This is a genomic window from Curtobacterium sp. MCPF17_002, assembly GCF_003234115.2.
Classification (GTDB): domain Bacteria; phylum Actinomycetota; class Actinomycetes; order Actinomycetales; family Microbacteriaceae; genus Curtobacterium.
In genome coordinates this window covers 1,116,472-1,137,689 of the sequence record NZ_CP126251.1, presented here as the reverse complement: position 1 = coordinate 1,137,689, position 21,218 = coordinate 1,116,472, and the positions used below count along the sequence as shown (strand labels likewise).

21 protein-coding genes are annotated in these 21,218 nt (G+C 71.2%); 5 read left to right on the top strand and 16 right to left on the bottom strand.

Translation table 11 applies throughout. From position 1 onward, the window contains the following. Positions 1–50 precede the first annotated feature (50 nt). Positions 51–1,559: a sensor histidine kinase gene (locus DEJ28_RS05455; protein WP_111115409.1), complete on the bottom strand. Its 1,509-nt coding sequence runs from the start codon at positions 1,557–1,559 to the stop codon at positions 51–53. Positions 1,560–1,655: 96 nt separating this feature from the next. Here DEJ28_RS05455 and DEJ28_RS05450 point away from each other — a divergent pair, with 96 nt between their 5' ends. After that, positions 1,656–2,234, top strand: a complete 579-nt coding sequence (locus tag DEJ28_RS05450) for a hypothetical protein (RefSeq protein WP_111115408.1) — start codon at positions 1,656–1,658, stop codon at positions 2,232–2,234. A gap of 64 nt (positions 2,235–2,298) precedes the next feature. Beyond that, entirely contained in the window at positions 2,299–3,123 is an 825-nt protein-coding gene (locus DEJ28_RS05445; RefSeq protein ID WP_111115407.1) for a helix-turn-helix domain-containing protein, read from the top strand. Positions 3,124–3,549: 426 nt separating this feature from the next. On the opposite strand, the gene DEJ28_RS05440 is transcribed toward DEJ28_RS05445, so the two are convergent. The 7 genes from DEJ28_RS05440 to DEJ28_RS05410 are packed head-to-tail and all read right to left on the bottom strand — an operon-like array spanning position 3,550 to position 12,149. Then, a complete protein-coding gene (locus tag DEJ28_RS05440; RefSeq protein ID WP_111115406.1) occupies positions 3,550–5,208 on the bottom strand; it encodes a dipeptide ABC transporter ATP-binding protein in 1,659 nt (552 codons plus the stop codon). Further along, complete coding sequence (locus tag DEJ28_RS05435; protein WP_111115405.1) at positions 5,205–5,786, bottom strand: GbsR/MarR family transcriptional regulator; 582 nt, start codon at positions 5,784–5,786, stop codon at positions 5,205–5,207. The genes DEJ28_RS05440 and DEJ28_RS05435 overlap by 4 nt, the downstream gene beginning before the upstream one ends. 20 nt (positions 5,787–5,806) lie before the next feature. Next, positions 5,807–7,216 (bottom strand): serine hydrolase domain-containing protein, encoded by a 1,410-nt coding sequence (locus DEJ28_RS05430; RefSeq protein ID WP_258368035.1) that lies wholly within the window; start codon positions 7,214–7,216, stop codon positions 5,807–5,809. Between the two features lie 41 nt (positions 7,217–7,257). Then, positions 7,258–8,148, bottom strand: coding sequence for an ABC transporter permease (locus DEJ28_RS05425; RefSeq protein WP_111115404.1), 891 nt, complete (start codon positions 8,146–8,148; stop codon positions 7,258–7,260). Beyond that, positions 8,145–9,086 carry an ABC transporter permease gene (locus DEJ28_RS05420; protein WP_111115403.1) on the bottom strand — a complete coding sequence of 314 codons (942 nt, stop codon included), beginning with the start codon at positions 9,084–9,086 and terminating at the stop codon, positions 8,145–8,147. Before DEJ28_RS05420 ends, DEJ28_RS05425 begins: the two co-directional genes overlap by 4 nt. Beyond that, complete coding sequence (locus DEJ28_RS05415; RefSeq protein WP_111115402.1) at positions 9,086–10,549, bottom strand: M14 family zinc carboxypeptidase; 1,464 nt, start codon at positions 10,547–10,549, stop codon at positions 9,086–9,088. Before DEJ28_RS05415 ends, DEJ28_RS05420 begins: the two co-directional genes overlap by 1 nt. Before the next feature lie 7 nt (positions 10,550–10,556). Beyond that, the gene (locus tag DEJ28_RS05410) at positions 10,557–12,149 is read right to left on the bottom strand and encodes a peptide ABC transporter substrate-binding protein (protein ID WP_258368034.1); all 1,593 of its coding nucleotides are present in this window, start codon (positions 12,147–12,149) and stop codon (positions 10,557–10,559) included. Positions 12,150–12,326: 177 nt separating this feature from the next. Between DEJ28_RS05410 and DEJ28_RS05405 the strand changes: the two genes are divergently transcribed. Further along, positions 12,327–12,980 carry an FMN-binding negative transcriptional regulator gene (locus tag DEJ28_RS05405; protein WP_111115401.1) on the top strand — a complete coding sequence of 218 codons (654 nt, stop codon included), beginning with the start codon at positions 12,327–12,329 and terminating at the stop codon, positions 12,978–12,980. Next, positions 12,977–14,470, top strand: coding sequence for an amidohydrolase (locus DEJ28_RS05400; RefSeq protein WP_111115400.1), 1,494 nt, complete (start codon positions 12,977–12,979; stop codon positions 14,468–14,470). Before DEJ28_RS05405 ends, DEJ28_RS05400 begins: the two co-directional genes overlap by 4 nt. Before the next feature lie 134 nt (positions 14,471–14,604). Here the strand turns inward: DEJ28_RS05400 and DEJ28_RS05395 are convergent, their stop codons facing one another. The 3 genes from DEJ28_RS05395 to DEJ28_RS05385 are packed head-to-tail and all read right to left on the bottom strand — an operon-like array spanning position 14,605 to position 16,719. Further along, positions 14,605–15,534, bottom strand: coding sequence for an Fpg/Nei family DNA glycosylase (locus tag DEJ28_RS05395; RefSeq protein WP_111115399.1), 930 nt, complete (start codon positions 15,532–15,534; stop codon positions 14,605–14,607). A gap of 35 nt (positions 15,535–15,569) precedes the next feature. Beyond that, positions 15,570–16,058 (bottom strand): ribose-5-phosphate isomerase, encoded by a 489-nt coding sequence (locus DEJ28_RS05390; RefSeq protein WP_111115398.1) that lies wholly within the window; start codon positions 16,056–16,058, stop codon positions 15,570–15,572. 22 nt (positions 16,059–16,080) lie between these two features. Continuing rightward, a complete protein-coding gene (locus tag DEJ28_RS05385; RefSeq protein ID WP_111115397.1) occupies positions 16,081–16,719 on the bottom strand; it encodes a helix-turn-helix domain-containing protein in 639 nt (212 codons plus the stop codon). Between DEJ28_RS05385 and DEJ28_RS05380 the strand changes: the two genes are divergently transcribed. Further along, positions 16,718–17,245: a GNAT family N-acetyltransferase gene (locus tag DEJ28_RS05380; protein WP_111115396.1), complete on the top strand. Its 528-nt coding sequence runs from the start codon at positions 16,718–16,720 to the stop codon at positions 17,243–17,245. The genes DEJ28_RS05385 and DEJ28_RS05380 overlap by 2 nt on opposite strands. A gap of 142 nt (positions 17,246–17,387) precedes the next feature. Here DEJ28_RS05380 and DEJ28_RS05375 read toward each other — a convergent pair whose 3' ends face one another. From DEJ28_RS05375 to DEJ28_RS05355, 5 genes are all read right to left on the bottom strand, one after another. Continuing rightward, positions 17,388–18,437: a hypothetical protein gene (locus DEJ28_RS05375; RefSeq protein ID WP_111115395.1), complete on the bottom strand. Its 1,050-nt coding sequence runs from the start codon at positions 18,435–18,437 to the stop codon at positions 17,388–17,390. Further along, complete coding sequence (locus tag DEJ28_RS05370; protein ID WP_111115394.1) at positions 18,430–18,888, bottom strand: hypothetical protein; 459 nt, start codon at positions 18,886–18,888, stop codon at positions 18,430–18,432. Before DEJ28_RS05370 ends, DEJ28_RS05375 begins: the two co-directional genes overlap by 8 nt. Continuing rightward, positions 18,885–20,093, bottom strand: a complete 1,209-nt coding sequence (locus DEJ28_RS05365; protein WP_146248840.1) for a hypothetical protein — start codon at positions 20,091–20,093, stop codon at positions 18,885–18,887. Before DEJ28_RS05365 ends, DEJ28_RS05370 begins: the two co-directional genes overlap by 4 nt. Positions 20,094–20,101: 8 nt before the next feature. Continuing rightward, complete coding sequence (locus DEJ28_RS05360; RefSeq protein ID WP_146248839.1) at positions 20,102–20,314, bottom strand: hypothetical protein; 213 nt, start codon at positions 20,312–20,314, stop codon at positions 20,102–20,104. A gap of 191 nt (positions 20,315–20,505) precedes the next feature. Then, positions 20,506–21,066, bottom strand: a complete 561-nt coding sequence (locus tag DEJ28_RS05355) for a mycothiol-dependent nitroreductase Rv2466c family protein (protein ID WP_111115466.1) — start codon at positions 21,064–21,066, stop codon at positions 20,506–20,508. Positions 21,067–21,218: the final 152 nt, after the last annotated feature.

Sequence of the window (21,218 nt, the reverse complement as noted above, 5' to 3'; positions counted from 1 at the left end):
GACCGCGGTGTCAGGACCGCCGTGTCAGGACCGCGGTGTCGAAGGTGGTTTCACACGCGCGCCACCGGGACGCCGTTGAGGGCACCGAGCGGGATCCGCGCCGTCGCCTCGGTCGGGCCGCCTTCGGGGCTCGACACGGTGAGCTCGCCGTCGAGGGCGCGCATCCGGCCCATCAGCCCCTCGATGCCGTGGCCCTCCTGCGGTCGGGCCCCGCCGCGGCCGTCGTCGGTGACGCTGACCGTCAGGTACCAGAGGCCGGTGGCGTCGACGACGAGGCCGAGGTAGACGCCCGCGGCCTCGGCGCCGGCGTGCTTCGTGGTGTTCGTCAGCAGCTCGCTCACGGTGAAGTACACGTTCCGCTGGATCTCCGTCGCGAGTTCGAGTCCCTCGGGCAGGCGGACCTCGAGGCCGACGGGGATCGGCGTGCGGGCGACGAGCGCCTCGAGTGCCGCGACGAGTCCGCGGTCGAGCAGGATCGGCGGCGCGAACCCGCGGGACAGGGCGCGCAGTTCGTCGAGGGCGTCCTGCGCGTGCTCCGAGGCCTCGCCGATGAGCTGCTTCGCCTTCTCCGGGTCTTTGTCGAACGCACGCTCGGCGGCGGACAGGTCCATGCGCAGTCGGACGAGGCGCTGTTGCGGGCCGTCGTGCAGGTCGCGCTCGATCTGGCGGAGCGCCTGCCCCTCAGCGGTGACGGCGCCGGCGCGGGAGGCCTGGAGCCCGGCGACGCGCTGCTCCAGCTGTTCCGCACGGAACCCGCCGAGCAGGCCGAAGTCGACCCAGTAGTGCGCGATGACGGAGCCGCGGGCCCAGAGCGGGAGGAGCACGACCGACGCGGCCATCGACAGGAGCCCGATGAACCCGACGCCGACGACGAACCCGACGTCGGTCGAGCCGGCGTACCCGACTCGGACGTCGTTCAGGAGGAAGACGCCACCGAGGACGAGCGGCCACAGGAAGCCGGCGAGCAGCACGGCCCCCGCCCCGACCGTGACGAGGGCGACGAGCGGGTACACGACCGCTGCGTGCAGCAGGTAGAGCCAGTAGTGCGGGTTCGCGACCGCGGAGCCGGTGCGGGTCCACCAGTTCTGCTGCCAGCGCGGCGTCCAGTCCACCGGACGGATCGGCCGCGTGTCCGCCCACCCGATGCGGAGCTTCTCGAACTGGCCGAGCCACCGGGCGACGAACAGCGCGATGAAGAACATCAGCAGCACGAACGGGTTGAACAGGTCGCGGAACCCGCCGCCGAAGATCGCCGCCGGGAACGCCACGTAGAGCGTGCAGAGCAGCACCGCGGTGAGCGCCATGTACCCGAAGTCACGGGGAAGTCGACGCCAGGCATCGCGGTAGAAGGCGCCGGCGGTCATCCCAGAGCCGGAACCCGACCCGGTGCCGGGGTCCGTGCCCGTGCCGGTCGGCGGCGGGGTCGACGACCACGACGGCGGCGTCTGGTTCGACTGCGCGGCGTTCGGCTGCGTGGGCATCGGTTCGGTGGCTCCTGGTGGGACGGAGTCGTTCAGCGGGACGGTCTCGGCCTGGTCGAGGCGGGCGGTGTCGGTCATGACACCAAGCCTCGCGATCGGCGGCTCGTTCCCCCATCCTGCCCCCTCCCGGACCCGTGGTGGGGTTATCCCCCGTCCCGGCGTATCGTGCCCCATGTGCAGAACATCACGGGGGATCGTCTGACCGCGCTGGCCGCCACGGTGGCCACGGTCATCGCGGCGCTGAGCGGCATCGCGGCCGCCGTGCTCACGCAGTGGGATCCGCCACGGGCCGTGGTGATCGCGGCCACGCTGCTCGCCGGGATCGCGGCGCTCGCCACGGGACTCGCGGCGTGGCGGACGAAGGACCGCGCGCTCCTGGCCGTCGCCGTCTCGGTGTTGGCGTTCGCCCTCTCGTCGGTCGTCTCCGGCGTCCTGATCACCGTGCTCGTGGTCGTCGCGCAGGGCGCCCTGCTGGCCTTCGGCGTCCGCATCCTCCGGAACGATGGCGGACCGCGTCGGATCTTCGGGTGGATCGCCGCGGTCGCCGCGGCGGGGTGGTTCGTGACGCTGCTGGCGCTCTCCACGGTGCCCCTCGTCGACCTGCCCCAGGGCGCGCTCGACACCGCGGTCTCCGTGCCGTACCTGCTGCAGGCGGTCGCGTACACCGCGGCAGCGCTCCTCGTCGCCGGACCGCTGTTCCGCTCGGTCCGCGCGGGTGCCGCTCGCCTCTGGGACACCGCCGAGGTCCGCTGACCCGTTCTCCACCGATCTCGGGCGAGCGACGCGACGCCGGTGTCGGGCGTGCCAGCGTCGTCGCATGGGCGATGCACTCCGAGCACTGGTCGACGCCGCGGGCCTCGAAGCACGGTACGGACACGAGGTCCACTCCGACGAGCAGGAGTGGACGCTCGACCTCGAGGCCGGCGAGGCGCACGTGTGGGTGGCGTCGTCGACACACGTCGAGGCCTGGGTGACCTGCGGCGACCGGCTGGAGCTGGTCCGTCCGGGAACGGCCGCCTTGTTCACGCACCGTGGCACCGCCACCATCGGCACCGGCCCCGAACGACGCCCGCCGCCCACGACCGGCGACGACCTGTTCAGCTCGACCGGTGTCCACATCGGTTCGGCGGCGTTCGGCACCCTGGCCCACGAGACCCTCGGCCGCTCGGACTTCCTCCGCACCCAGCCACCCGACGCCCCGTCCGACGGCATGATCCGGGCGCTCGGGCTCCTCGGACTGCTCACGAACGGCCGCTGGCACGCCGCGGAACGGGATGCTCTCGCACGGGTGGTCGTCCTGGGTGTCCTGCGCGACAACCCGCCCGCGTTCCTCGCCGACAACGGCTTGGCCCGGTGCATCGATCGGTTGTCCGAGGCGGGCGACGGACCCTCGACGGACGAGCTCCTCGACCTCACGACAGGGTCCGCCGCCAGCCTTCGTCGTCGGTTCCGCGCCGCGACCGGCTGCAGCCCGGACCAGTTGCGGCGCTGGTTCCGGTCGCTGCCCGTCCGTCGAGCGCTCGAGGCCGGGACCGACCGACGCCTCGTGGCCGCGCGGTTCGGTTTCAGCACGGTGCGCTCGATGGACCGCGCCCTCGGACGGGTCCGCGCTCCGGAGCCACACGATCCGTTTCCCTGTTGATCGTTCCGGTTCACGATCACCGGGTTCCTCGGACCAGGACGGTCAGATTCGAAAACGATCGTGCCCTCGCGCCGCCGCCCGAGCGGCAGGCGCCATCACGGAGCAGATCCGATCAGGCCGACAGCGAGGCCAAGCGTGCACTCCGACGGGCAGCCTGCTCGACGGGGTCCGGGACCGACCGACGCCTCGTGGCCGCGCGGTTCGGTTTCAGCACGGTGCGCTCGATGGACCGCGCCCTCGGACGGGTCCGCGCTCCGGAGCCACACGATCCGTTTCCCTGTTGATCGTTCCGGTTCACGATCGCCGGGTTCCTCGGACCAGGACGGTCAGATCCGAAAAGGATCGTGCCCTCGCGCCGCCGCCCGAGCGGCACGGGTCATCACGGGCCAGCACCGGCCAGCACCGGCCAGCACCGGCCAGATCCGATCAAGCCGACAGCGAGGCCAAGCGTGCACTCCGACGGGCAGCCTGCTCGACGGGGTCCGGGACCGGCGCGGCCTGGACGAGCCGCCGCGTGTACGGGTCCTGCGGGTCGCGGAGGATCGCGTCGCACGTCCCCGTCTCGACGACGCGGCCGCCGTGGAGCACGACGACCCGGTCGCACAGGGTGTCGACGACGGCGAGGTCGTGCGTGACGAACAGGCAGGCGAAGCCCAGGCGTTCCTGGAGTTCCCGGAACACGTCGAGCACGCGGGCCTGCACGGACACGTCGAGCGCGCTCGTCGGCTCGTCCGCGATGAGGAGCGCGGGGTCGAGGGCGACGGCGCGGGCGATCGCGACGCGCTGCCGCTGCCCACCGGACAGCTCGTGCGGGTAGCGCTCCCGGAAGCCGCCGTCGAGGCCCACGTCCGTGAGCAGCCGTTCGACGCGGGACTCCACCTCGGCGGCCGGCAGCCGCAGGATCTGCCGCAGCGGCTCGGCGACGGTCTGCCCGACCGTGTACCGCGGGTTCAGGGAGCGCAGCGGGTTCTGGAAGACCACGCCGACACGTCGGCGCATCTCCCGCCGCACGGCACGACGCGCACCCGCCACGTCGGTGCCCTCGACGACGATGCTCCCGTCGGTGATCGGCGCGAGGCCGATCGCAGCACGACCGATGGTGGTCTTCCCGCTGCCGGACTCCCCGACCAGGCCGACGATCTCGTCGCGACCGACGGTGAACGACACGTCGTCGACGGCCCGGAAGCGTCCGCGCAGGGCGCTCCCGTACTCGACCACGAGGTGCCGGACGTCGAGGACGGGCGACGCGGGCTCCGTGGCGGAGGCGAGTCGCGCCTCCAGGCCCGTCGTGGTCGACGTGCCCATCCGTGGGACCGCAGCGAGCAGTTCGCGTGTGTAGTCGGCGGACGGCGCGGCGAACACCTCGCTCGCGGTGCCGGTCTCGACGACGCGACCGCGGCGCATCACGACGACACGGTCGGCGATGTCGGCGACGACGCCCATGTCGTGCGTGATGAGGAGGATCGCGGTGCCGGTGCGCTCGCGGAGGGCGCGGAGGACGTCGAGCACCTCGGCCTGGACGGTGACGTCGAGGGCGGTGGTCGGTTCGTCGGCGATGAGGAGGTCCGGGTCGGCGGCGAGGGCCATCGCGATCATGACGCGCTGGCACTGCCCGCCGGAGAGCTCGTGCGGGTACTGGCCGAGTCGGCGTTCCGGCTCGGGGACCTCGACGGCACGGAGGAGCTCGAGCGAGCGCTCGCGGACCGTCGCCCGGTCGAGCGAGGCGTCGGCGCGGCGGACGGCCTCGGCGAGCTGGAACCCGACCGTGTAGACCGGGTTGAGCGCCGCGGACGGGTCCTGGAAGATCATCGAGACACGGCGGCCGCGGACCTCACGGAGGGAGCGCTCGTCGGCGCCGAGGACCTCGAGGTCGCCGATCCGGATGCTGCCCGAGGCGCGCGCACCGTCGGGGGCGATGCCCATCGCGGTCATCGCCGTCATGCTCTTGCCCGAGCCGGACTCGCCAACCACCGCGACGACCTCACCGCGGCCGACGGTGAACGAGGCCTCGTCGACGGCGCGGACGACCTCGCCGTCGACGTCGAACGTGACGGTCAGGCGATCGACGGTGAGGACGTCGCTCATGGGGTCTCCGGTCGGTCGGTGTCGTCGCGAGCGGCCTTGAAGGCCTCCCACTCCTCGAGCATCTTGCGGTGGTAGCCCTGCAGCCACTGCATGTAGTCGCGGCCGTTGAGCAGGCGCTCGCGGACCTCGGCATCGACGTCGCCGGGACCGGTGCGCCCCGCGGCCTCGACGACCGCGAGTCCGTGGCCGATGATGTCCCGCTGCCGGTCCAGGTACTTCCGCTCGCTGGCGAGCCAGGAACCCCACACGTCGGCCTCGGCGCGGAAGAAGTGGCTGCGCTCGCCGGGGACGATGTGCCGCTTCACGAACCCGGAGTCGACGAGCCGCCGGGTGGCCATCGAGACCGAACCCGAGCTGGCGGCGAGCGCTGCCTGCAGGTCGGCGGAGGACGAGTGCGGCGCTCGGGTCATCATGAGGTAGCCGAGGACGCGGGCATCGGTGAGCGGCATGCCGGCGCCGTCGTTGAGCATGAGGGCGAACTCCTCGACGAACGCCTGCCGCTCCGGCTCGAGGACGACGTCATCGGCCAGTGCGGCGTCCGTCCGCGCAGCGTCCGTCCGCGCAGCGTCCGACCGCATTGGCGGACGACCGTCGGGGCTCACGGTGCCAGCCCAGCCGCGACCTCCGGCGACTCGGACGGGATCGCCCAGGGCTCCTCGGTCATGCCGCCGCCGGCGCGGATCGACAGGACGGTGCCGTCGGCGTCACGCGCGTAGGTGATGTCCTCGTCGATCGAGCCGAACCGGTTGCCGTGGGTCATCCGGAGCGTGTCGGCGTCGATCACCTCGAGGCGGGTCGGCGTCTCGAGCGGCGTCGGGGACGACGGGTCGACCTCGATCAGCCGGTCGCCGATGCGCGCGATGTCGCTGACGCCCCATGGGTTCGCGAACCGGCCGGTGAAGGTGCTCGTGTCGACGTCGTCCGGCACCGGTGTCCCCGGGGCGTCGGCGTCGGCCGCCGCGTCGAGGATCGCGATCACGGCGGTGGCGATGAGCGTTGCCGGCCCGGCGGCGGCACTCGTCATCACCGAGACGACGAGGCCCGACGCCGGGTCGAACATCGACTGGGTGATGTGGCCGGGGAACCCGCCGGAGTGGCCGCGGATCTCGCGGCCACCGATCCGGTCGACGATGAAGCCGGCGCCGTAGCCGCGGTCCGCCGGGTCCTCGGTGGCGCTCCAGGCCTTCCGCTGCGCGAGCCGCTTCGAGTGGTCGTCGAGCAGGGAGCCGTGGCCGATGACGTGCTGCGAGAAGTACTTCACCAGGTCAGAGGCGGTGCCGTGGAACCCGGTCGCGGCGGCCATCGCACGGGTGTCGACGTGGTCGATGCGGCGACGGCTGCGGGCGGTGTGGAAGCCGGTGTAGCCGACCACGAAGTCGTCGGCGCGGGTGGGGTCCCAGTCGGGCCCGGTGTTCCGGAGGCCGAGCGGCTCGGTGATCGACTCGCGGACGAAGTCGTTGTAGGACTGCCCGGACACCGCTGCGATGACGAGCCCGAGCAGCGAGTAGCCGAGGTTCGAGTAGTTGAACGACGACCCGGTGGGGACCTTCTGGCCGCGGTCGAGGACGAGTGCGAGGAGTTCCTGCTCGTCCGGGAACGGCCGCAGCAGCGACCAGTAGTCGCCGTCGTGCCCGTCGCGGATGACGCCGGCGCCCATCTCCATGAGCTCCCGGATCGTGGCGTCGGCGAGCGGGGATCCGCCGTCGACGAGGGCGGGGATGTACGTGCCGACGGTGTCGTCGAGACGGAGCGACCCGCGCTCGGCGAGCTGCAGGAGTGCGGTGGACGTGAAGGTCTTCGAGTGCGACGCGATGCGGAACAGGTCCGTCGTGGTGAGGCGGCGTCCGGCCTCGACGTCCGCGTAGCCCCAGGCCTCGTCGAAGAGCACCTCGCCGCCGTACCCGATCGCGACCTGCACGCCAGGGACCCGGAGTTGCCAGACCTTGTACGACACCCACTCGTGGATGTAGGGCAGGGTCGTCCGGTAGGCGGCGAGGGTGTCGGTCACGGTGGTCCTTTCGAGGAACGGTCTGGGTCGAGTCTGGCGCGTCAGCGGCGACGCGGGTCGAGCGCCGCGCGGAGGGTGTCCCCGAGCGCGATGACGGACAGGACCGTCACGGCGAGGAACACCGCGGGCGCGATGAGCATGTGCGGGGCGCGGAGGAACTGCGACGTCGCGGCGGAGAGCTGCAGCCCCCACGAGATCGCCGGGCTCTCCAGCCCGATGCCGAGGTACGTCAGCGACGACTCCGACACGATGACCCCGCCGACGGTGATGGTGGCGAGGACGAGCAGCGGCGAGATCGACGACGGCAGCACGTACCGCGTGGTGATCCGCCACGTGGACAGTCCCATGGTGCGGGCGGCGAGGACGAACTCGGCGTTCCGGACGGTCCGGACGCTCGACCGCACGAGCCGGGCCATCGTCGGCCAGCCGAACAGGGCGAGCACGAGCGACACGGTCAGCACCGACCGCTCCCCCACGCTGTTGAGCACGACGACGGCGCCGAGCAGGAACGGGAAGCCGAGGAACACGTCGGTGAGCCGCGCGAGCACCGCGTCGACCCATCCGCCGACCATCCCGGCGACGGTCCCGACGACCACGGCCACGATGCCGGCGAGGACGGTGGTGAGGAGCGCGACGGAGATCGACGACCGCGTGCCGTAGACGACGTTCGCGTACACGTCGCAGCCCTGCAGGTCGTAGCCGAACGGGTGCCCGGCGGTCGGTGCGGCGCCGCTCCGGCCGAGTTGGCACACCCGCGGGTCCCCGTGCCCGAAGAACCCGGCGAAGAACGCGGGGAACACGGCGATGAGGAGCACGACGACGAGGACCCCGGCGGGCAGCCAGAACCCGGGCTTCCGGACGGCGGCGCGCAACGGTCGGCGCTTCGTGGCGACGACGGGGCCGACGGTGGCGCCGATGGCGGAGGTGGTCATGCGGAGGCTCCCGTCCGGACCCGCGGGTCCAGTGCGGCGTGAAGCAGGTCGACGAGGACGCTCGTCACGAGGAACACCAGGATGAGCGCGGTGGAGATGCCGACGACGACCGCTCCCTCGTGCGACCGGATGCCCTGGAACAGCAGGTTGCCGACGCCGGGCAGGTTGAAGATGCCCTCGATGATCACGGTGCCGCCCATCAGGTACCCGAGGTCGGTCGCCAGGTAGGTCGCGGTCGGGATGAGCGAGTTCCGCATCACGTGGACGCCGACGATCCGCCCCGGCGCGAGGCCCTTCGCGCGTGCGGTCCGGACGAAGTCGGCGTCGAGCGTCTCGATCATCGAGGTGCGGGTGAGCCGGGACACCGCGGCGAGGCCGAACAGGGCGATGACGAACGCGGGCAGGACGTACGCGGTCGGCCAACCGGCGGTGGAGCCCGCGACCGGGAACCAGTGCAGCCGCACCGAGAACACGAGCTGCAGCGCGACACCGAGGACGAACACGGGGATCGCCCCGACGACGATCGTGCCGACGAGCACGGTCTTGTCGAGGACGGTTCCGCGCCGGAGCGCCGACACCACGCCGAGCCCGATGCCGAGCACGATCTCGAGCACCCAGGCGGTGAGCGCGAGGGTGATCGTCACCGGCCAGCGGGAGGCCATCTGCTCCCCGACGGACTGTCCGCTGAAGTCGGTGCCGAAGTCACCGCGGAACAGGCCGCCGATGTACTGCAGGTACTGCAGCCAGAGCGGCTGGTCGAGGTGGTACTCCGACCGCAGCGCCCGGACGACCGAGTCGGTCAGCGGGCGGTCCCCGCCGAGCGCCTTGATCGGGTCGCCCGGCAGCGCGAACGTCATCGCGTAGATGAGGAAGGTCACGCCGAGGAAGACGATGACCAGGCCGCCGACCCGTCGGCCGACGGCGAGCGCCGGACGCATCACGCGCCTCCCGGCCCGCTGGTGGTGACCAGGGACGGACGGGAGGCGCGGGTCGAATCCGACACGTGACTCGCGCAGGCGAGGATCGCCCCGAACTGCACCCCCACCAGTTTGCGGATCGGGATCGGTGTCGCGTCGGGCACCTCGTCGGCCTGCCAGAGCGCGTAGCGGTCCGCGAGGCGGTCGCGGAGCCGCCGGAGCGGCGCCGCCGCCGTGCCGGCGGTGGTCTCCGCCTCGAGCGCGCGGAGGAGCATGCCGCCGTAGCGGAGTCGGAAGCAGCGGACGAGGTCCTCGCAGCCGAAGCGTTCGGCGACGGTGGCCATGCGGTCGGCGGGTTCGTGGTCGGCGCGGGCGTGGTCGGTCTCGGGCGCCGCGGCGAGCATCGGGATGAACGCGCGCGACCCCTCGAGGAAGGGCGTCTCGATCGTGAGCATCGGCGACGCCTGGTCGAGGATCTCCTGCAGCTCGGTGCCCGAGGCGCCGAGCTCGTCGGCGCACCGGCGGAGGAGGTCCGCGTAGGACTCCTCGGTCGGGGTCTGGTCGTCGGCGTCCGGGTGGCTCCAGTACGGCAGTTCGGCGACCATGCAGAGCGCCCCGTGCCGCAGTGCCCACGCCGCGCTCGACCCGCCACGGATGTGCTCGCCGGGGTCGACCCCGAGGCCTTCGAGGTAGTCGTACGCCGTCTCGATGCCGTCCATCGCGAACACCGCCGGGGCGAGTTCGCGGAGGTACGGCGACTCGGGCTCACCGGTGTCGAGCGGTAGGCCGAGCGACTCCGGGACCGCGTGCAGCACGTCGATCACGTCGGGGAGGTCCTCGGACAGGTAGTAGTAGACGCCGCCCATCTCCCCGTTGTGGAGCGACACGAGCAGGTCCGGCCGGGTGTCGTCGATGAGCCGCATGAAGGCGAGCGTCTCCGGCAGGACCTGGTCGAAGTACACGGACTTGTACGCGTTCGGGAACGTCCACTCCACCTGGCTGTCCGGGGCCGGACGGTAGAAGTGCCGCGAGTAGAACACCCGGTCGTGGGGGTCGTGGAACCACGCTTCGTTGAGTCGCATGCCGTCCGGGTCGATCGTCGGGACGATGTGCCACGTGGTGTCGAGCGCCGCGGCGGCCGCGGCGTCGCTGTCGCTGTCGTCGTCGATGTCGCCGGCGCCGTCGCTGTCGCCGGCGCCGTCGTCGTCGCTCAGCAACCACGTCGCCAGGTGCAGCGCGGTCCACGAGCCGATCGGCTCGTTCGGGTGCACGCCGCCGACGATGACGGCGGTGTGCGATCCCGTGCCGATCCGGTACGCGTGCAGCGGTTCGCCGAGCCGGCTGGTGCCGATCCGGGTCACCGTGACCCGGTCGGGGTGGGCCGCGGCGAGCGCGTCGAACCGGGCGTGCAGGTCGTCGACGAGGGGGAAGCCGTCCTGGTCCGGGACGTCCCGGACCAGGCGGAGGACGGTGTCGGTGTCCACGCGGCGGCTACTTGACGGCGATCTGGGCGATGGCGGGGCTGCCGGCCACGGCGGGCAGCTTCGTGACCTTGTCGCTCGTGACGTACGAGTACTTGTCGAAGAAGGTCGGCACGATCGGGAAGTCCTCGAGCACGGCCTCCTGCGTCTGCTCGTAGTACTCGTTCGCCTCGGCCTGCGACCCCGCGGAGTCGGCCTTCGCGAGCAGCGAGTCGACGGCGTCGTCCTGGTAGTACCCGGTGCAGGGCGAGCAGCCGCCGGCCGTCGTGAAGAGGGCACGGAGGGTGTTCTGCTGGCTGATGTACAGGGCGCCCCAGTGGCCGAAGTGCGGGCCGGCGATCTTCTTGTCGGTCAGCTCGGAGTAGTACGAGGCCCAGTCGGTGGTGGCCTTCGCCTCGGTGTCGACGCCGAGGTTCTGACGGATCTGGTTGGCGTAGGCCTGGTAGAGCGAGTCGAGGCCGTTGCCGCCCGGGTAGACGAGCGTGATGGTGCCGTCGAAGCCGCCGGCCTTCGCGAGGAGCTTCTTCGCGGCCGCCGGGTCGAACTCGCAGGCGTCGCCGCAGATGCCCTCCTTCGTGCCGGACATCGAGGGCGGGGTAAGCGCGGTCGCCGGCTCGTACAGGCCGCCGTAGATCGCCTTGTTCACCTGCTTGCGGTTGATCGACATCGAGATCGCGCGGCGGACGTCGGGGTCCGAGTAGCGCTCGTCCCAGAGCGGGAAGCCGATGTAGTCGATGCCGGGGGCGTCGAAGGAGTGCAGGCGTTCACCGAAGTCGGCCTTGGCGCTCGTCATCTTGTCGGCGGGCAGGAAGAGCACGTCGGCGTTCCCGGCGAGCACGTCGGTGTACGCGGTGTTCATGTCCGAGTAGCTGCGGAACGTGACGTCCTTCGTCGTCGGCTTCGTGCCCTCGTAGCCCTTCCACGCGGTGACGGTGAACTCCTGGTTCGCCTTCCACGTGTTCTGCATCTCGTACGGGCCGTTGCCGATCGGCTTCTCGTCGTACGCCTTGAGGTCCTTGTACGCCGCCTCGGGCATCGGGTAGAACGCGGTCTGGGCCTGGCTGAGCTGGAGCGGGAACTGGCTGTCCGCGTGGGTGAGCTGCACCGTGAAGGTGTCGTCGCCGGTGACCTTGAGCCCCGACATGGTGGTGGTCTTGGGCTTGCCGGACGCCGGGTTGAGGTCCGAGTAGCCGACGATCGAGGCGAGCTGACCGCTGTTCTCCCACGCGTTCGGGCCGTACGCGGTCTGGTTCCACGCCTTGACGTAGCTCTCCGGCGTCACCGCTTCGCCGTTCTGGAACTCCCACCCGTCGCGGAGCGTGATCGTCCACGTGACGTTGTCATCGCTCTCGACGCTCTTCGCCGCGACGTCGTGGAGCTTCCCCTTCGAGTCGGTCTGCGTCAACGGTGCGAACAGGCTCATCACCTGGTCGAAGGCGACGGTCTGCCGTCCGGGGGTCAGGTGGTCGGGCTCGCCCGTGGCGTAGACCAGGCTGCCGCCCGATCCGGAGGCCGTGTCGGCGGTGCCGCTCGCCGAGCATCCCGCTGCCACCAGCGCCACCGTTGCCGCCGCGGCCAGCGCGGCGATCGTCCTGCGTCGCATGATCTCTCCTCGATCCCTGCGCCCGGGTCCGGCCCGGCCGTCGTTGGAGTGAAGCTAGGCCCGTCGGATTCCCCACCACAAGACTTCTTTCAATGAACTCTGAAACTTTTACCGATCTGAAACACTCGGGAAACGGCAGCCGTCGCGCCGCCGGACCCGGTGTGCCACGCTCGACGCATGCGACACACACCGCACTTCCTCATGACGGACGTCGACGAGGTGAAACGCCTCGTCGCCGGCAACCCGTGGGCGACGATCGTGTCGCACACCGACGCCGGGCTCGTCGCGTCGCACTACCCCTTCCTGCTCGAGTCGTCCGCTCCGGGGACGCCCGACGACGAGATCGTCCTCGTGTCGCACGTCGGCCGTCCCGACGAGCAGGCGCACGAACTCGGCCGCCACGAGGTGCTCGTCGTCGTGCAGGGCCCGCACGGCTACGTCTCCCCCGCCTGGTACCCGCCGGAGCAGTTCGTGCCGACCTGGAACCACGTCACGGCGCACCTCTGGGGCACCCCGGAGATCCTGTCCGACGAGGAGAACTTCCGCGTCCTCGGCGAACTCGTCGACCACTTCGAACGGGTCATGCCGTCGCCGGTCTCGCTCGAGGTCGACGAGGAGACCGCCCGCCGGATGGCCAAGGGCACCGTCGGGATCCGCATCCGGGTCACCCGGTTCGACGCCCGCGCGAAGCTGTCGCAGAACAAGGCGCCCGAGGTCGTGGACCGGATCGTCGCGGGGCTCCGCGGGGACGGGCCGTACGCGTCGCCGGCGCTCGCCGACGAGATGGAACGAGCACACGCGCTGCGTGTCGACGGCCTGGAGGCGCAGTGAACGAGGTCCTGCTCCGCACCGTCCGCCGGGTGGGCACGTCCGGTGCCCCCGCCGACGTGCGCATCGTCGACGGCCGGGTCACCGAGATCGCCCCGGCGCACACGCTCGACGCCTCCGACGTCGACACCGACGTCGTCGAGGCCGCCGGCGCCTGGCTCGCCCCCGGACTGGTCGACCACCACGTGCACTTCGACCAGTGGGCGCTCGTCCGCCGTCGTGTCGACGTCGCCGGCTGCGACTCCGCGGAGACCACCGCCGCCCTCGTGGCGGAGGTGGCGCGCACCGGCGTGGCGGACCGTGTCCTGGTCGCACACGGCTACCGCGACGGGTTGTGGCCGACCCCCGCCCGACGCGAGCTGCTCGACGAGGCCGCACCGCGCCTCCCGGTCGTCGTCATCAGCGCGGACCTGCACGCCGTCTGGTGCAACGCGCTGGCGCTCACCCACTTCTCGGCGATCGTCGGTCGCCCGCTCGACGCGGGTGCGGACGGGGTCCTGCGCGAGCAGGACGCCTTCGACGTGACCGCCGCGCTCTCCCGCGTGCCGGACGACGTGCTCGACGGGTACGTCGCCGACGCCGTCGAGGCGGCGAGCGCCCGCGGCGTGACCCGCATCGTGGACCTCGAGATGCGGTTCGGCCTCGACCGTTGGGCACGACGGATCCACACCGGGACGGACGGCCTCCGGGTGTCGTCGGGCGTGTACCCGCTCGAGCTCGACGCCGTGCTCGACCGCGGGCTCCGGACGGGCGACGTCGTCGACGGAACGCGCGGGCTGCTCACGATGGGGCCGTTCAAGGTCATCACCGACGGGTCGCTCGGCACCAGGACGGCCGCCGTCGTCGATGCGTACGACGGACTCGGTGGGCACGGCGTGCTGACGTGGCCGCTCGACGAGGTCGTGCCGATCGTGCGCCGCGCGGTCGCCGCCGGACTCGTGCCGGCGATCCACGCCATCGGGGACCGGGCGAACACCCTCGCGCTCGACGTGTTCGAGGCCGTCGGCGCCCGCGGCACCATCGAGCACGCGCAGCTCGTCGCGGAGGACGACTTCGAACGCTTCGCGCGGCTCGGGGTCGCGGCGTCGGTGCAGCCGGAGCACGCCATGGACGACCGGGACATCGCCGACCGCTACTGGGCGGGACACACCGACCGGGCGTTCGCGTTCGCCTCGCTCGACCGAGCCGGAGCGCGACTGCTGCTCGGGTCGGACGCCCCGGTCGCGCCGCTCGACCCGTGGGTCTCGATGGCCGCGGCCGTCGGGCGTGACCGGGACGGCCGCGATCCGTGGCACCCGGACGAACGCGTCTCGGCGCTGACCGCGTGGCGGGGCTCGACGGACGGTCGGGTCGGTGTGTCGGTCGGGGACGTCGCCGACTTCGTGCTCGTCGAATCCGATCCGCTGGCGCCCGGGGTCTCGTCGTCAGCGCTCCGCGGGATGCGGGTGCTCGCCACCGCGATCGAGGGGCGGTTCACCCACCGCGAGGTGTGACGCGGCGGGTGCGAGCCGTTCGGTGCGAGGTTCCGGACTCCGTGCGGCGCGGCGATCGTCCCACCGTGTCCGGATCCTCGCACCAGCCGAACCAGCGAACCGCCGCGCCCTGCGTTCCGCCTTCGTGACTGACGCTACTTCTGGTCCTTCGGGCACCAGTAGAGCTTCCGGCCGGCCATGTCCGCCATCCGGATCTCGGTGCCGCAGACCCGGCAGGGCTCACCCTGGCGGTGGTACACCCAGTGCCGGTCCTTCCGGGAGCGCTTCGCCTTCTTCAGCTCGGCTTCGGACAGGCCGTCCATCGTCAGCATGAGTCCGTCGCGGACGCCGTCGTGCAGGAGCTTCGACCAGTCCGCCCACAGCGCCTTCGCCTGCTTGACAGTGATCTTCTTGCCCGGCTTGTACGGGTCGATGCGCTGCCGGAACAGCAGCTCGGCGCGGTAGATGTTGCCGATGCCAGCCACCACGGACTGGTCCATCAACAGCTGGCCGATCGCCACGTTGCGCTTCCGGACGTTGTCGACGAAGGCCTTCTCGGCCTCGGGTCCGTCGTCGTTCATCGGATCCGGGCCGAGCTTGTCAAGCGCCTGCTGCACCTCGGCCGGAGTCTCCACGACGCAGGCCGTCGGACCACGGAGGTCGGCGACGGTGTCCTCGGTGAGGAGCCGCACACGCACCTGGCCGACCGGGTCCGGCGGGAAGGACTCGATCGGGTCCTCGACCTTCTCCTGCTCGGCCATCCGGTACCGGGCCAGCCGGGGCGCTCCGATCGAGGTGAGGGACTCCTCGCCGTCGGCGTCCGCCGCAAGCGCGGTGGCGGTGGAGAGATCACCCGCGAAGTCCCACGCGCCGTACAGGCCGAGGTGGACGCGTAAGAACAGGTCGCCCTCGAACTCGAGGAACATCTGCTTCGCCACCGCGCGGGCGGCGATCATCTTCTTGCCGTCGAGCTGCGCGGCGCCGGCAGCGAACCGGCCCTGCGGACTGGAGACCTCGCAGCGCTTGCCGACGAAGTGCTGGGAGAACTGGTTGGCGATGCGGTGGACGGAGTGACCCTCGGGCATGGCTCCCGTTCTACCCGGTACCCCTGACGGAGGGCCTACGCGTCGATCTGCCGACCGGCGATGCGCCCGGTGGTCTCGTACTCGGCGAGCTGCGCGATGCGGCGCGCGTGACGCTCCTCGCCGGAGAACGGCTCGGCGATGAAGAGGTCCACGAAGCGGATCGCCTCGTCCTCGGTGTGCTGGCGGGCGCCGATCGAGATGACGTTGGCGTCGTTGTGCTGACGGGCCAGGAGCGCCGTGGACTCGTTCCACACGAGCGCCGCCCGGATGCCCTCGACCTTGTTCGCGGCGATCTGCTCGCCGTTGCCGGAGCCGCCGAAGACGACGCCGAGCGACTGCACGCCCGCACGCTGGTCCTGCACCACGGCGTGCGCGGCGTTGATGCAGAACGAGGGGTAGTCGTCGAGCGCGTCGTACTCGGTCGGACCGTGGTCCACGACCTCGTGCCCGGCTTCGGTGAGGTGGGCGTTGAGGGTCTTGTTGAACTCGAGGCCGGCGTGGTCCGTTCCGAGGTGGATGCGCATGGAACCGATCCTATTCCTGCGCCTACTGCCCTCGGACCACGACGACGACGTACCGCACCGGGTCCTCGCCGGGGTTCCGGTAGACGACGTCGGCGGGCTCGCCGAGCTCGATCCGGTCCCCCGCGCCGAGGCGCGTCGTCTCGTCGCCGACGACCACCTCGAGCACGCCGTCGACCACCCAGATGCAGTGCCGCAGGAACGCGTACGCCGACGCCGGGTAGGCCACCTCGCGGCCGGCCGGGAGGCGCACCTCGGTGACGTCAGCGGGGAAGGACGCGCTCGAGACGGGACGGCGTCGGTACCCGGTCTCGGGATCGGTCCACGAATCGGCGGTCGCGCCGCGTTGGACACCGCGTGCTTCCTCGGGGTCGGCTCCCCGCGGCACCTCGTGGTCGAGGGCGTCGTCGAGGAGCTGCGAGACGGTCAGACCGAAGGCACCGGAGAGCCGACCGAGGATCGTCGCGGTCGGGCTGGACACACCGCGCTCGACGCGGTTGATCATCGCGCGGGAGACCCCGGACTCCTCGGCGAGCTCGGTGAGGCTCCACTTTCGCTCGGTGCGGAGTCGCTGCAGGCGTTCCCCGAGGCGCCGCTGGTCGGCGTCGTCCGGGTGTTCCCCGGTTTCCGCTTCCAGCGCTGCATCGTCTACGATCTGAGACATGGCGACAGCATATGCGACGAACTCGGACGCCCCGGTCATCGTGCGGGACTGCGAGCCGCGTGACCTCGACGTCGTCCACGCGCTGCACGTCGACGCCGTGCTGCACTCCACCGCCATCTGGCAGGAGGAGCCGCACCCGCGATCGTACTTCGACGCCTGGCTCGCCGAGCGCCGCGCCGACGGGTACCCCGTGATCGTCGCCGAGGTGGGCGGGCGGGTCGCCGGGTACGCCACGTACTCGCAGTGGCGGCCGCACCAGGGGTACCGGCTGACCGTCGAGCACAGCGTCTACGTCGTCGAGGAGTTCCGCGGCCGGGGCATCGCGACGACCCTGATGGACGCCCTGATCGCGCGGGCCACGGCCGAGGGCCGGCACGTGATGATCGCCGGGATCTGCAGCACGAACACGGGGTCGATCGCCCTGCACGAGCGACTCGGGTTCACCACCGTGGCGGTCGTGCCCGAGGTCGGTCGGAAGTTCGACCGGTGGCTCGACCTGACGCTCATGCGGCTGCCGCTGGCCTGACCTGCGCCGGCTGCGGCGGCGGTGGCGGCCGCGTGCCTGCCGTTTGCGCTTCGCACAACCGAAGTCCCTGGGAACCGCGCAATTCCGTGGTTCGCGCACACTTCGGTTGTGCGGTGAGTCGCGGAGCTGTGGCAGTCCGCGCTCAGTCGCCGCTCGGCATCGGGATCTCGAGCGGCGTCGGGGACGGTCGGAACGGCGGAGCGGTGTCACCGTGCGCGATCGGACGGTGATCCGCGAACCAGGCGTACGCGACCGCTTCGTCGGCCTCGGCCGGGCTCTCGTCGAGGCAGTCGTTGCACCGCACGTGCCACCCGTCGTCGTCGTGCCACCGGTGCGGGTGCCCCTTCGCGACCCAGTCCGGGGACCACTGCACGTCGAAGGCGTACACGATCTCCGCGGCGATCCCCCACGCGATGTTCTTGAGCGCCGCGTCCTCGATGCCCTTGTCCCACGAGAGCCAGCCGTTGCGGAGTTCCTCGAAGACGTTGTCCGCGAGCAGCTCGTGGTTCTTGTCGTCCCACTCGTCGCTCGAGGACCGTACGACGACCGCGGGCGCGCTCGGGGTCGTCGTCGGCCCGGCATCGCTCGCTTGGTCATGCCTGACCGGGTCGGCGCTGTGCGTCCGCGCGTACCGCTCGCCGTCCGTCGTGTTCATCAGCCAGACCGAGTTCGCGAGGTCACCGTCGGACTCGCCGGCCTGGGGTGCGCTGACGTAGCGTTCCCGAATGGTCGAGATCCGGTCCGCGACGCTCCGCTCGGGTTCGACGAACGCGAACTCCGAACCGGCACGGACGAACATCCCGCTCGTCAGGAGGCCCCGACGGATGCCGATCTCGACCGACCGCAGCGCCATCGCCCGGGCTCGGGTGCCGTCGATCTCGTGGTCGGTTCGCACCATGCGGTGCAGCGCGCGGAGGTCGGTGGCGCACCCGTTCCGGTTGAACTCCGTGAGGTCGAGGAGCAGCTGTTCCTCGGGCGTCCGTGGCGCTGGTTCGGTGCTCGGCGCGAGACCGTCGTCGTGGCGGACGCTCCGTCGCTGCACGCGCGGGTCCTCGGCGTCAGCGGGCGGGACGACGTCGATGTACGCCTCGTACCCGGGCAGCGGTTCCCGCATCGCCGCGATCGAGCCGTCCGGCATCGCGCGGACTTCCTCGGCGGGGAACGGGACGTACTCGAGGCCGCCGTCAGACAACGATCTCGTCCCCGTGCGGCTCGATGACGTTGCCGTCTGCGTCCCAGATCCCGTCATCCCCCGCGAAGGGATCAAGGCCGACCGCGATCCGTCGGCCGCGCTCCGCTTCGAACAGGGCATCTCCCTTCGGCGTGTCCATGATGTAGCAATCCCAGAAGGGAACCTCGACGTCGCCCGTCTCGAGGGTGTAGATCGCAGCGACTCGTTCGACGATCTCGTCAGGCGTGCCCTGCCACTCGTCCCAGCCGGCGCGTCCGGGCCCGTCCGGTCGGTAGGTGCCGACCGACACGAGTCCCTCGGCGAGGAGCTGGCGAAGGTTGTCGAGTACCCATTCGCGCGTTTCCTCGCGGGGACGACGTCGTTCGATCTCAAAGACCGCTTTCCAGCCCCAGAGGTTCTCGCCCGTTCCGTTGTAGGTCGTCGCAAGGACGTAGTAAGTGAGTTCGTTCATTTCAATCCATCTGGCTTTGCGTCATCGGGCAAATCGTGGGGGTCGGCTCCCTTGGGCATGTGCAGCTTGAGCGGCTTCGCGCCGTTGGCCTGCACTTCGACGACCGGACCACCGGACTTACTGTCTCGTCGGTACTGGACGCGCGTTCCGTCCGGGAGTACCACTGCGATGCGTTCTGGAGTGGAGTCCGCCGTGACCTTTCCCCCGCGGCTGAGATCCCGCCAGGCCTGCACGACCTCTTCAGGCGTGTCCACCTCTCGATGAGGAGGGCTGTCGCCGAGCCGCCCGCGGGAGCGAATGTCCTTGTCCGCCTGCGGACCGGTCATCGGCCCGACGACGTCCGTCATGATGCCAGCACCACCAGCCACCTCACGCGGCTTGCCGGTGAGTGGGTCGTGCGTCCACGCCCACGCGTCCTGGTCGGCCTGCGCCATCCGCTGCCGCATGGCATCGGCTGGGGTCTGCTGCTTCGTGTCCCCACTGAGGCCGAACAGGATGCCCAGCAATCCCAGCGCCGACAGCCCGCCGACGGCACTGCCGGAGCCGGCCGCGGTCCCGCCAGCAGCGCCGAGCCACGGCCACGGGAACTGGAAGGGCGTGGAGGGGAAGCCCGGAAGCGGCATGGGAGCCACGAGGCTCGCGGTGTGCACGTCGGTCGCGTCAGCTGCAAGGCCCGCGGTCGAGTCCCCACCGGTGATGGCTCGGATCTGCGAAGCGAGTCGCTGCTGCCAGTCTCGCCACTGTTCGTTCCAGTCGGAGACCGCCGCCCGGAGCGCCGCGTCCTCGGCGGCGAGGCCGGGGACGCGGTCCCACGACGTGCTCGAATCCGGAGGCTCGGGCAACGCAGCATCGTGACGCTCGACCGCGGCCTGGACCCCGCCGGCGAACGACGCGATCCGCTCGGCCAGTGCGGCCCGTCGCGTCTGGAGCTCGGCGAAGTCGAAGGACGCCCGATCGACGAGCTCGTGCAGGCGCTCGGCACTCTCGGCGAGCTCGGTCGCGACGGCGGTGGACCGGTGCGTCAGGGCGGGCATGGCAGCGCTCACGCCGGCCATCTCGAACACTGCCGGCATGGTGGACCAGGAGTGCGCGCCGTCCGATGCAGCGCTCCGCACGTCGCCAGCGGCAGCACGGAGATCATCGGCGGCGGCCGCCACCGCACTCATGTCGAGACGGATCTCGTCGAGCGACGCGGCCGAGACCACACCACTCGTCATTGCGCCGCCGTGCGGGCGATGCTCGCCATCTGATCGTCCGCCTCGTCGACGGCGGCGAGTGCGATCGTCCCGACCGCGCTGACCGCCTGCAGGTGCGTGCCGATCCTCGTCGCTGTCTCGTTGCGCTCCGACACGAACGACCGAAGCGCCGCTGCGATCTCCGGCGATCCGCTCGCCGCTTCGGCGAGCGCGTCGAGCGCTCGCGTCAAGTCGTCCGCACGTCGGCTCACGTCGGACGCGGCCGTGCGAACGTTCGCGACGGCCCTCGCTGACGCGGCGCGGTCGACGCGGTACGACTCCCCCATGGATCCCCATCCCCCTGATACTTCACCGGCTGGAAGTGACCATATCAGGGCCTGGAGGCACGCTGCCAGCCCGCACCGCGCCTCCAGTCAGTCCGTCAATCCGTGGTGTCGAAGACCGGGCCGACCGTGCGCGAACGCTTCAGCTCGAAGAAGCCCGGGTACCGGGCGGCGGCGACGACGCCGTCCCACAGGTCGAGGGCCTGCTGGCCCTTCGGGGCCGGCGAGATGACGGGGCCGAAGAAGGCGGTTCCCTCGACGGCGATGACCGGCGTGCCGACGTCCTGCCCGACACGGTCGATGCCGTCCTGGTGGCTGGCGCGCACGGCCTCGTCGACCTCGTCGGTCCAGGCGTACTCGAGCAGGTCCGCGTCGAGGCCGAGCTCGGCGAGCACGGCGGGCACGACCTGCTCGGGATCCTTCTCCTGGCGGTGGTGGATGTGCTCGCCGAGCGCGTCGTAGAGCGGCTTGACGACGTCCTGCCCGAGCCGGAGCTTCGCGGCCGTGACGATCCGCGGGTAGACCTGGCCGGCGTGCAGGCGCTCCTTGTAGTCGGCAGGGACGTCCTGGTCCTCGTTGAGGACGAAGAGGCTCATCACCTTCCAGGTGACGTCGAGGTCGCGGTGCTGCGCGACCTCGCCGACCCACCGGCTCGTCATCCAGGCCCAGGGGCAGTTCGGGTCGAACCAGAACTCCACAGTGGTGCGCTCATCGGTCGTCTTGTCCACAGTCGTGTCCGTCACGCTGCGACCCTACGCCTCGTCGCTAGGCTGGTCGCATCGTCCCGCCGGTGCACGACGCCGTGCCGGGA

Bases quoted from the DNA above. Each gene is read 5' to 3' on its own strand.
- DEJ28_RS05380 (WP_111115396.1), top strand. From the start codon at position 16,718: ATGGCGACAGCATATGCGACGAACTCGGACGCCCCGGTCATCGTGCGG.
- DEJ28_RS05420 (WP_111115403.1), bottom strand. From the start codon at position 9,086: ATGCGTCCGGCGCTCGCCGTCGGCCGACGGGTCGGCGGCCTGGTCATC.
- DEJ28_RS05425 (WP_111115404.1), bottom strand. From the start codon at position 8,148: ATGACCACCTCCGCCATCGGCGCCACCGTCGGCCCCGTCGTCGCCACG.
- DEJ28_RS05410 (WP_258368034.1), bottom strand. From the start codon at position 12,149: ATGCGACGCAGGACGATCGCCGCGCTGGCCGCGGCGGCAACGGTGGCG.
- DEJ28_RS05440 (WP_111115406.1), bottom strand. From the start codon at position 5,208: ATGAGCGACGTCCTCACCGTCGATCGCCTGACCGTCACGTTCGACGTC.
- DEJ28_RS05385 (WP_111115397.1), bottom strand. From the start codon at position 16,719: ATGTCTCAGATCGTAGACGATGCAGCGCTGGAAGCGGAAACCGGGGAA.
- DEJ28_RS05355 (WP_111115466.1), bottom strand. From the start codon at position 21,066: ATGACGAGCCGGTGGGTCGGCGAGGTCGCGCAGCACCGCGACCTCGAC.
- DEJ28_RS05395 (WP_111115399.1), bottom strand. From the start codon at position 15,534: ATGCCCGAGGGTCACTCCGTCCACCGCATCGCCAACCAGTTCTCCCAG.
- DEJ28_RS05435 (WP_111115405.1), bottom strand. From the start codon at position 5,786: ATGCGGTCGGACGCTGCGCGGACGGACGCTGCGCGGACGGACGCCGCA.
- DEJ28_RS05405 (WP_111115401.1), top strand. From the start codon at position 12,327: ATGCGACACACACCGCACTTCCTCATGACGGACGTCGACGAGGTGAAA.
- DEJ28_RS05390 (WP_111115398.1), bottom strand. From the start codon at position 16,058: ATGCGCATCCACCTCGGAACGGACCACGCCGGCCTCGAGTTCAACAAG.
- DEJ28_RS05445 (WP_111115407.1), top strand. From the start codon at position 2,299: ATGGGCGATGCACTCCGAGCACTGGTCGACGCCGCGGGCCTCGAAGCA.
- DEJ28_RS05455 (WP_111115409.1), bottom strand. From the start codon at position 1,559: ATGACCGACACCGCCCGCCTCGACCAGGCCGAGACCGTCCCGCTGAAC.
- DEJ28_RS05370 (WP_111115394.1), bottom strand. From the start codon at position 18,888: ATGAACGAACTCACTTACTACGTCCTTGCGACGACCTACAACGGAACG.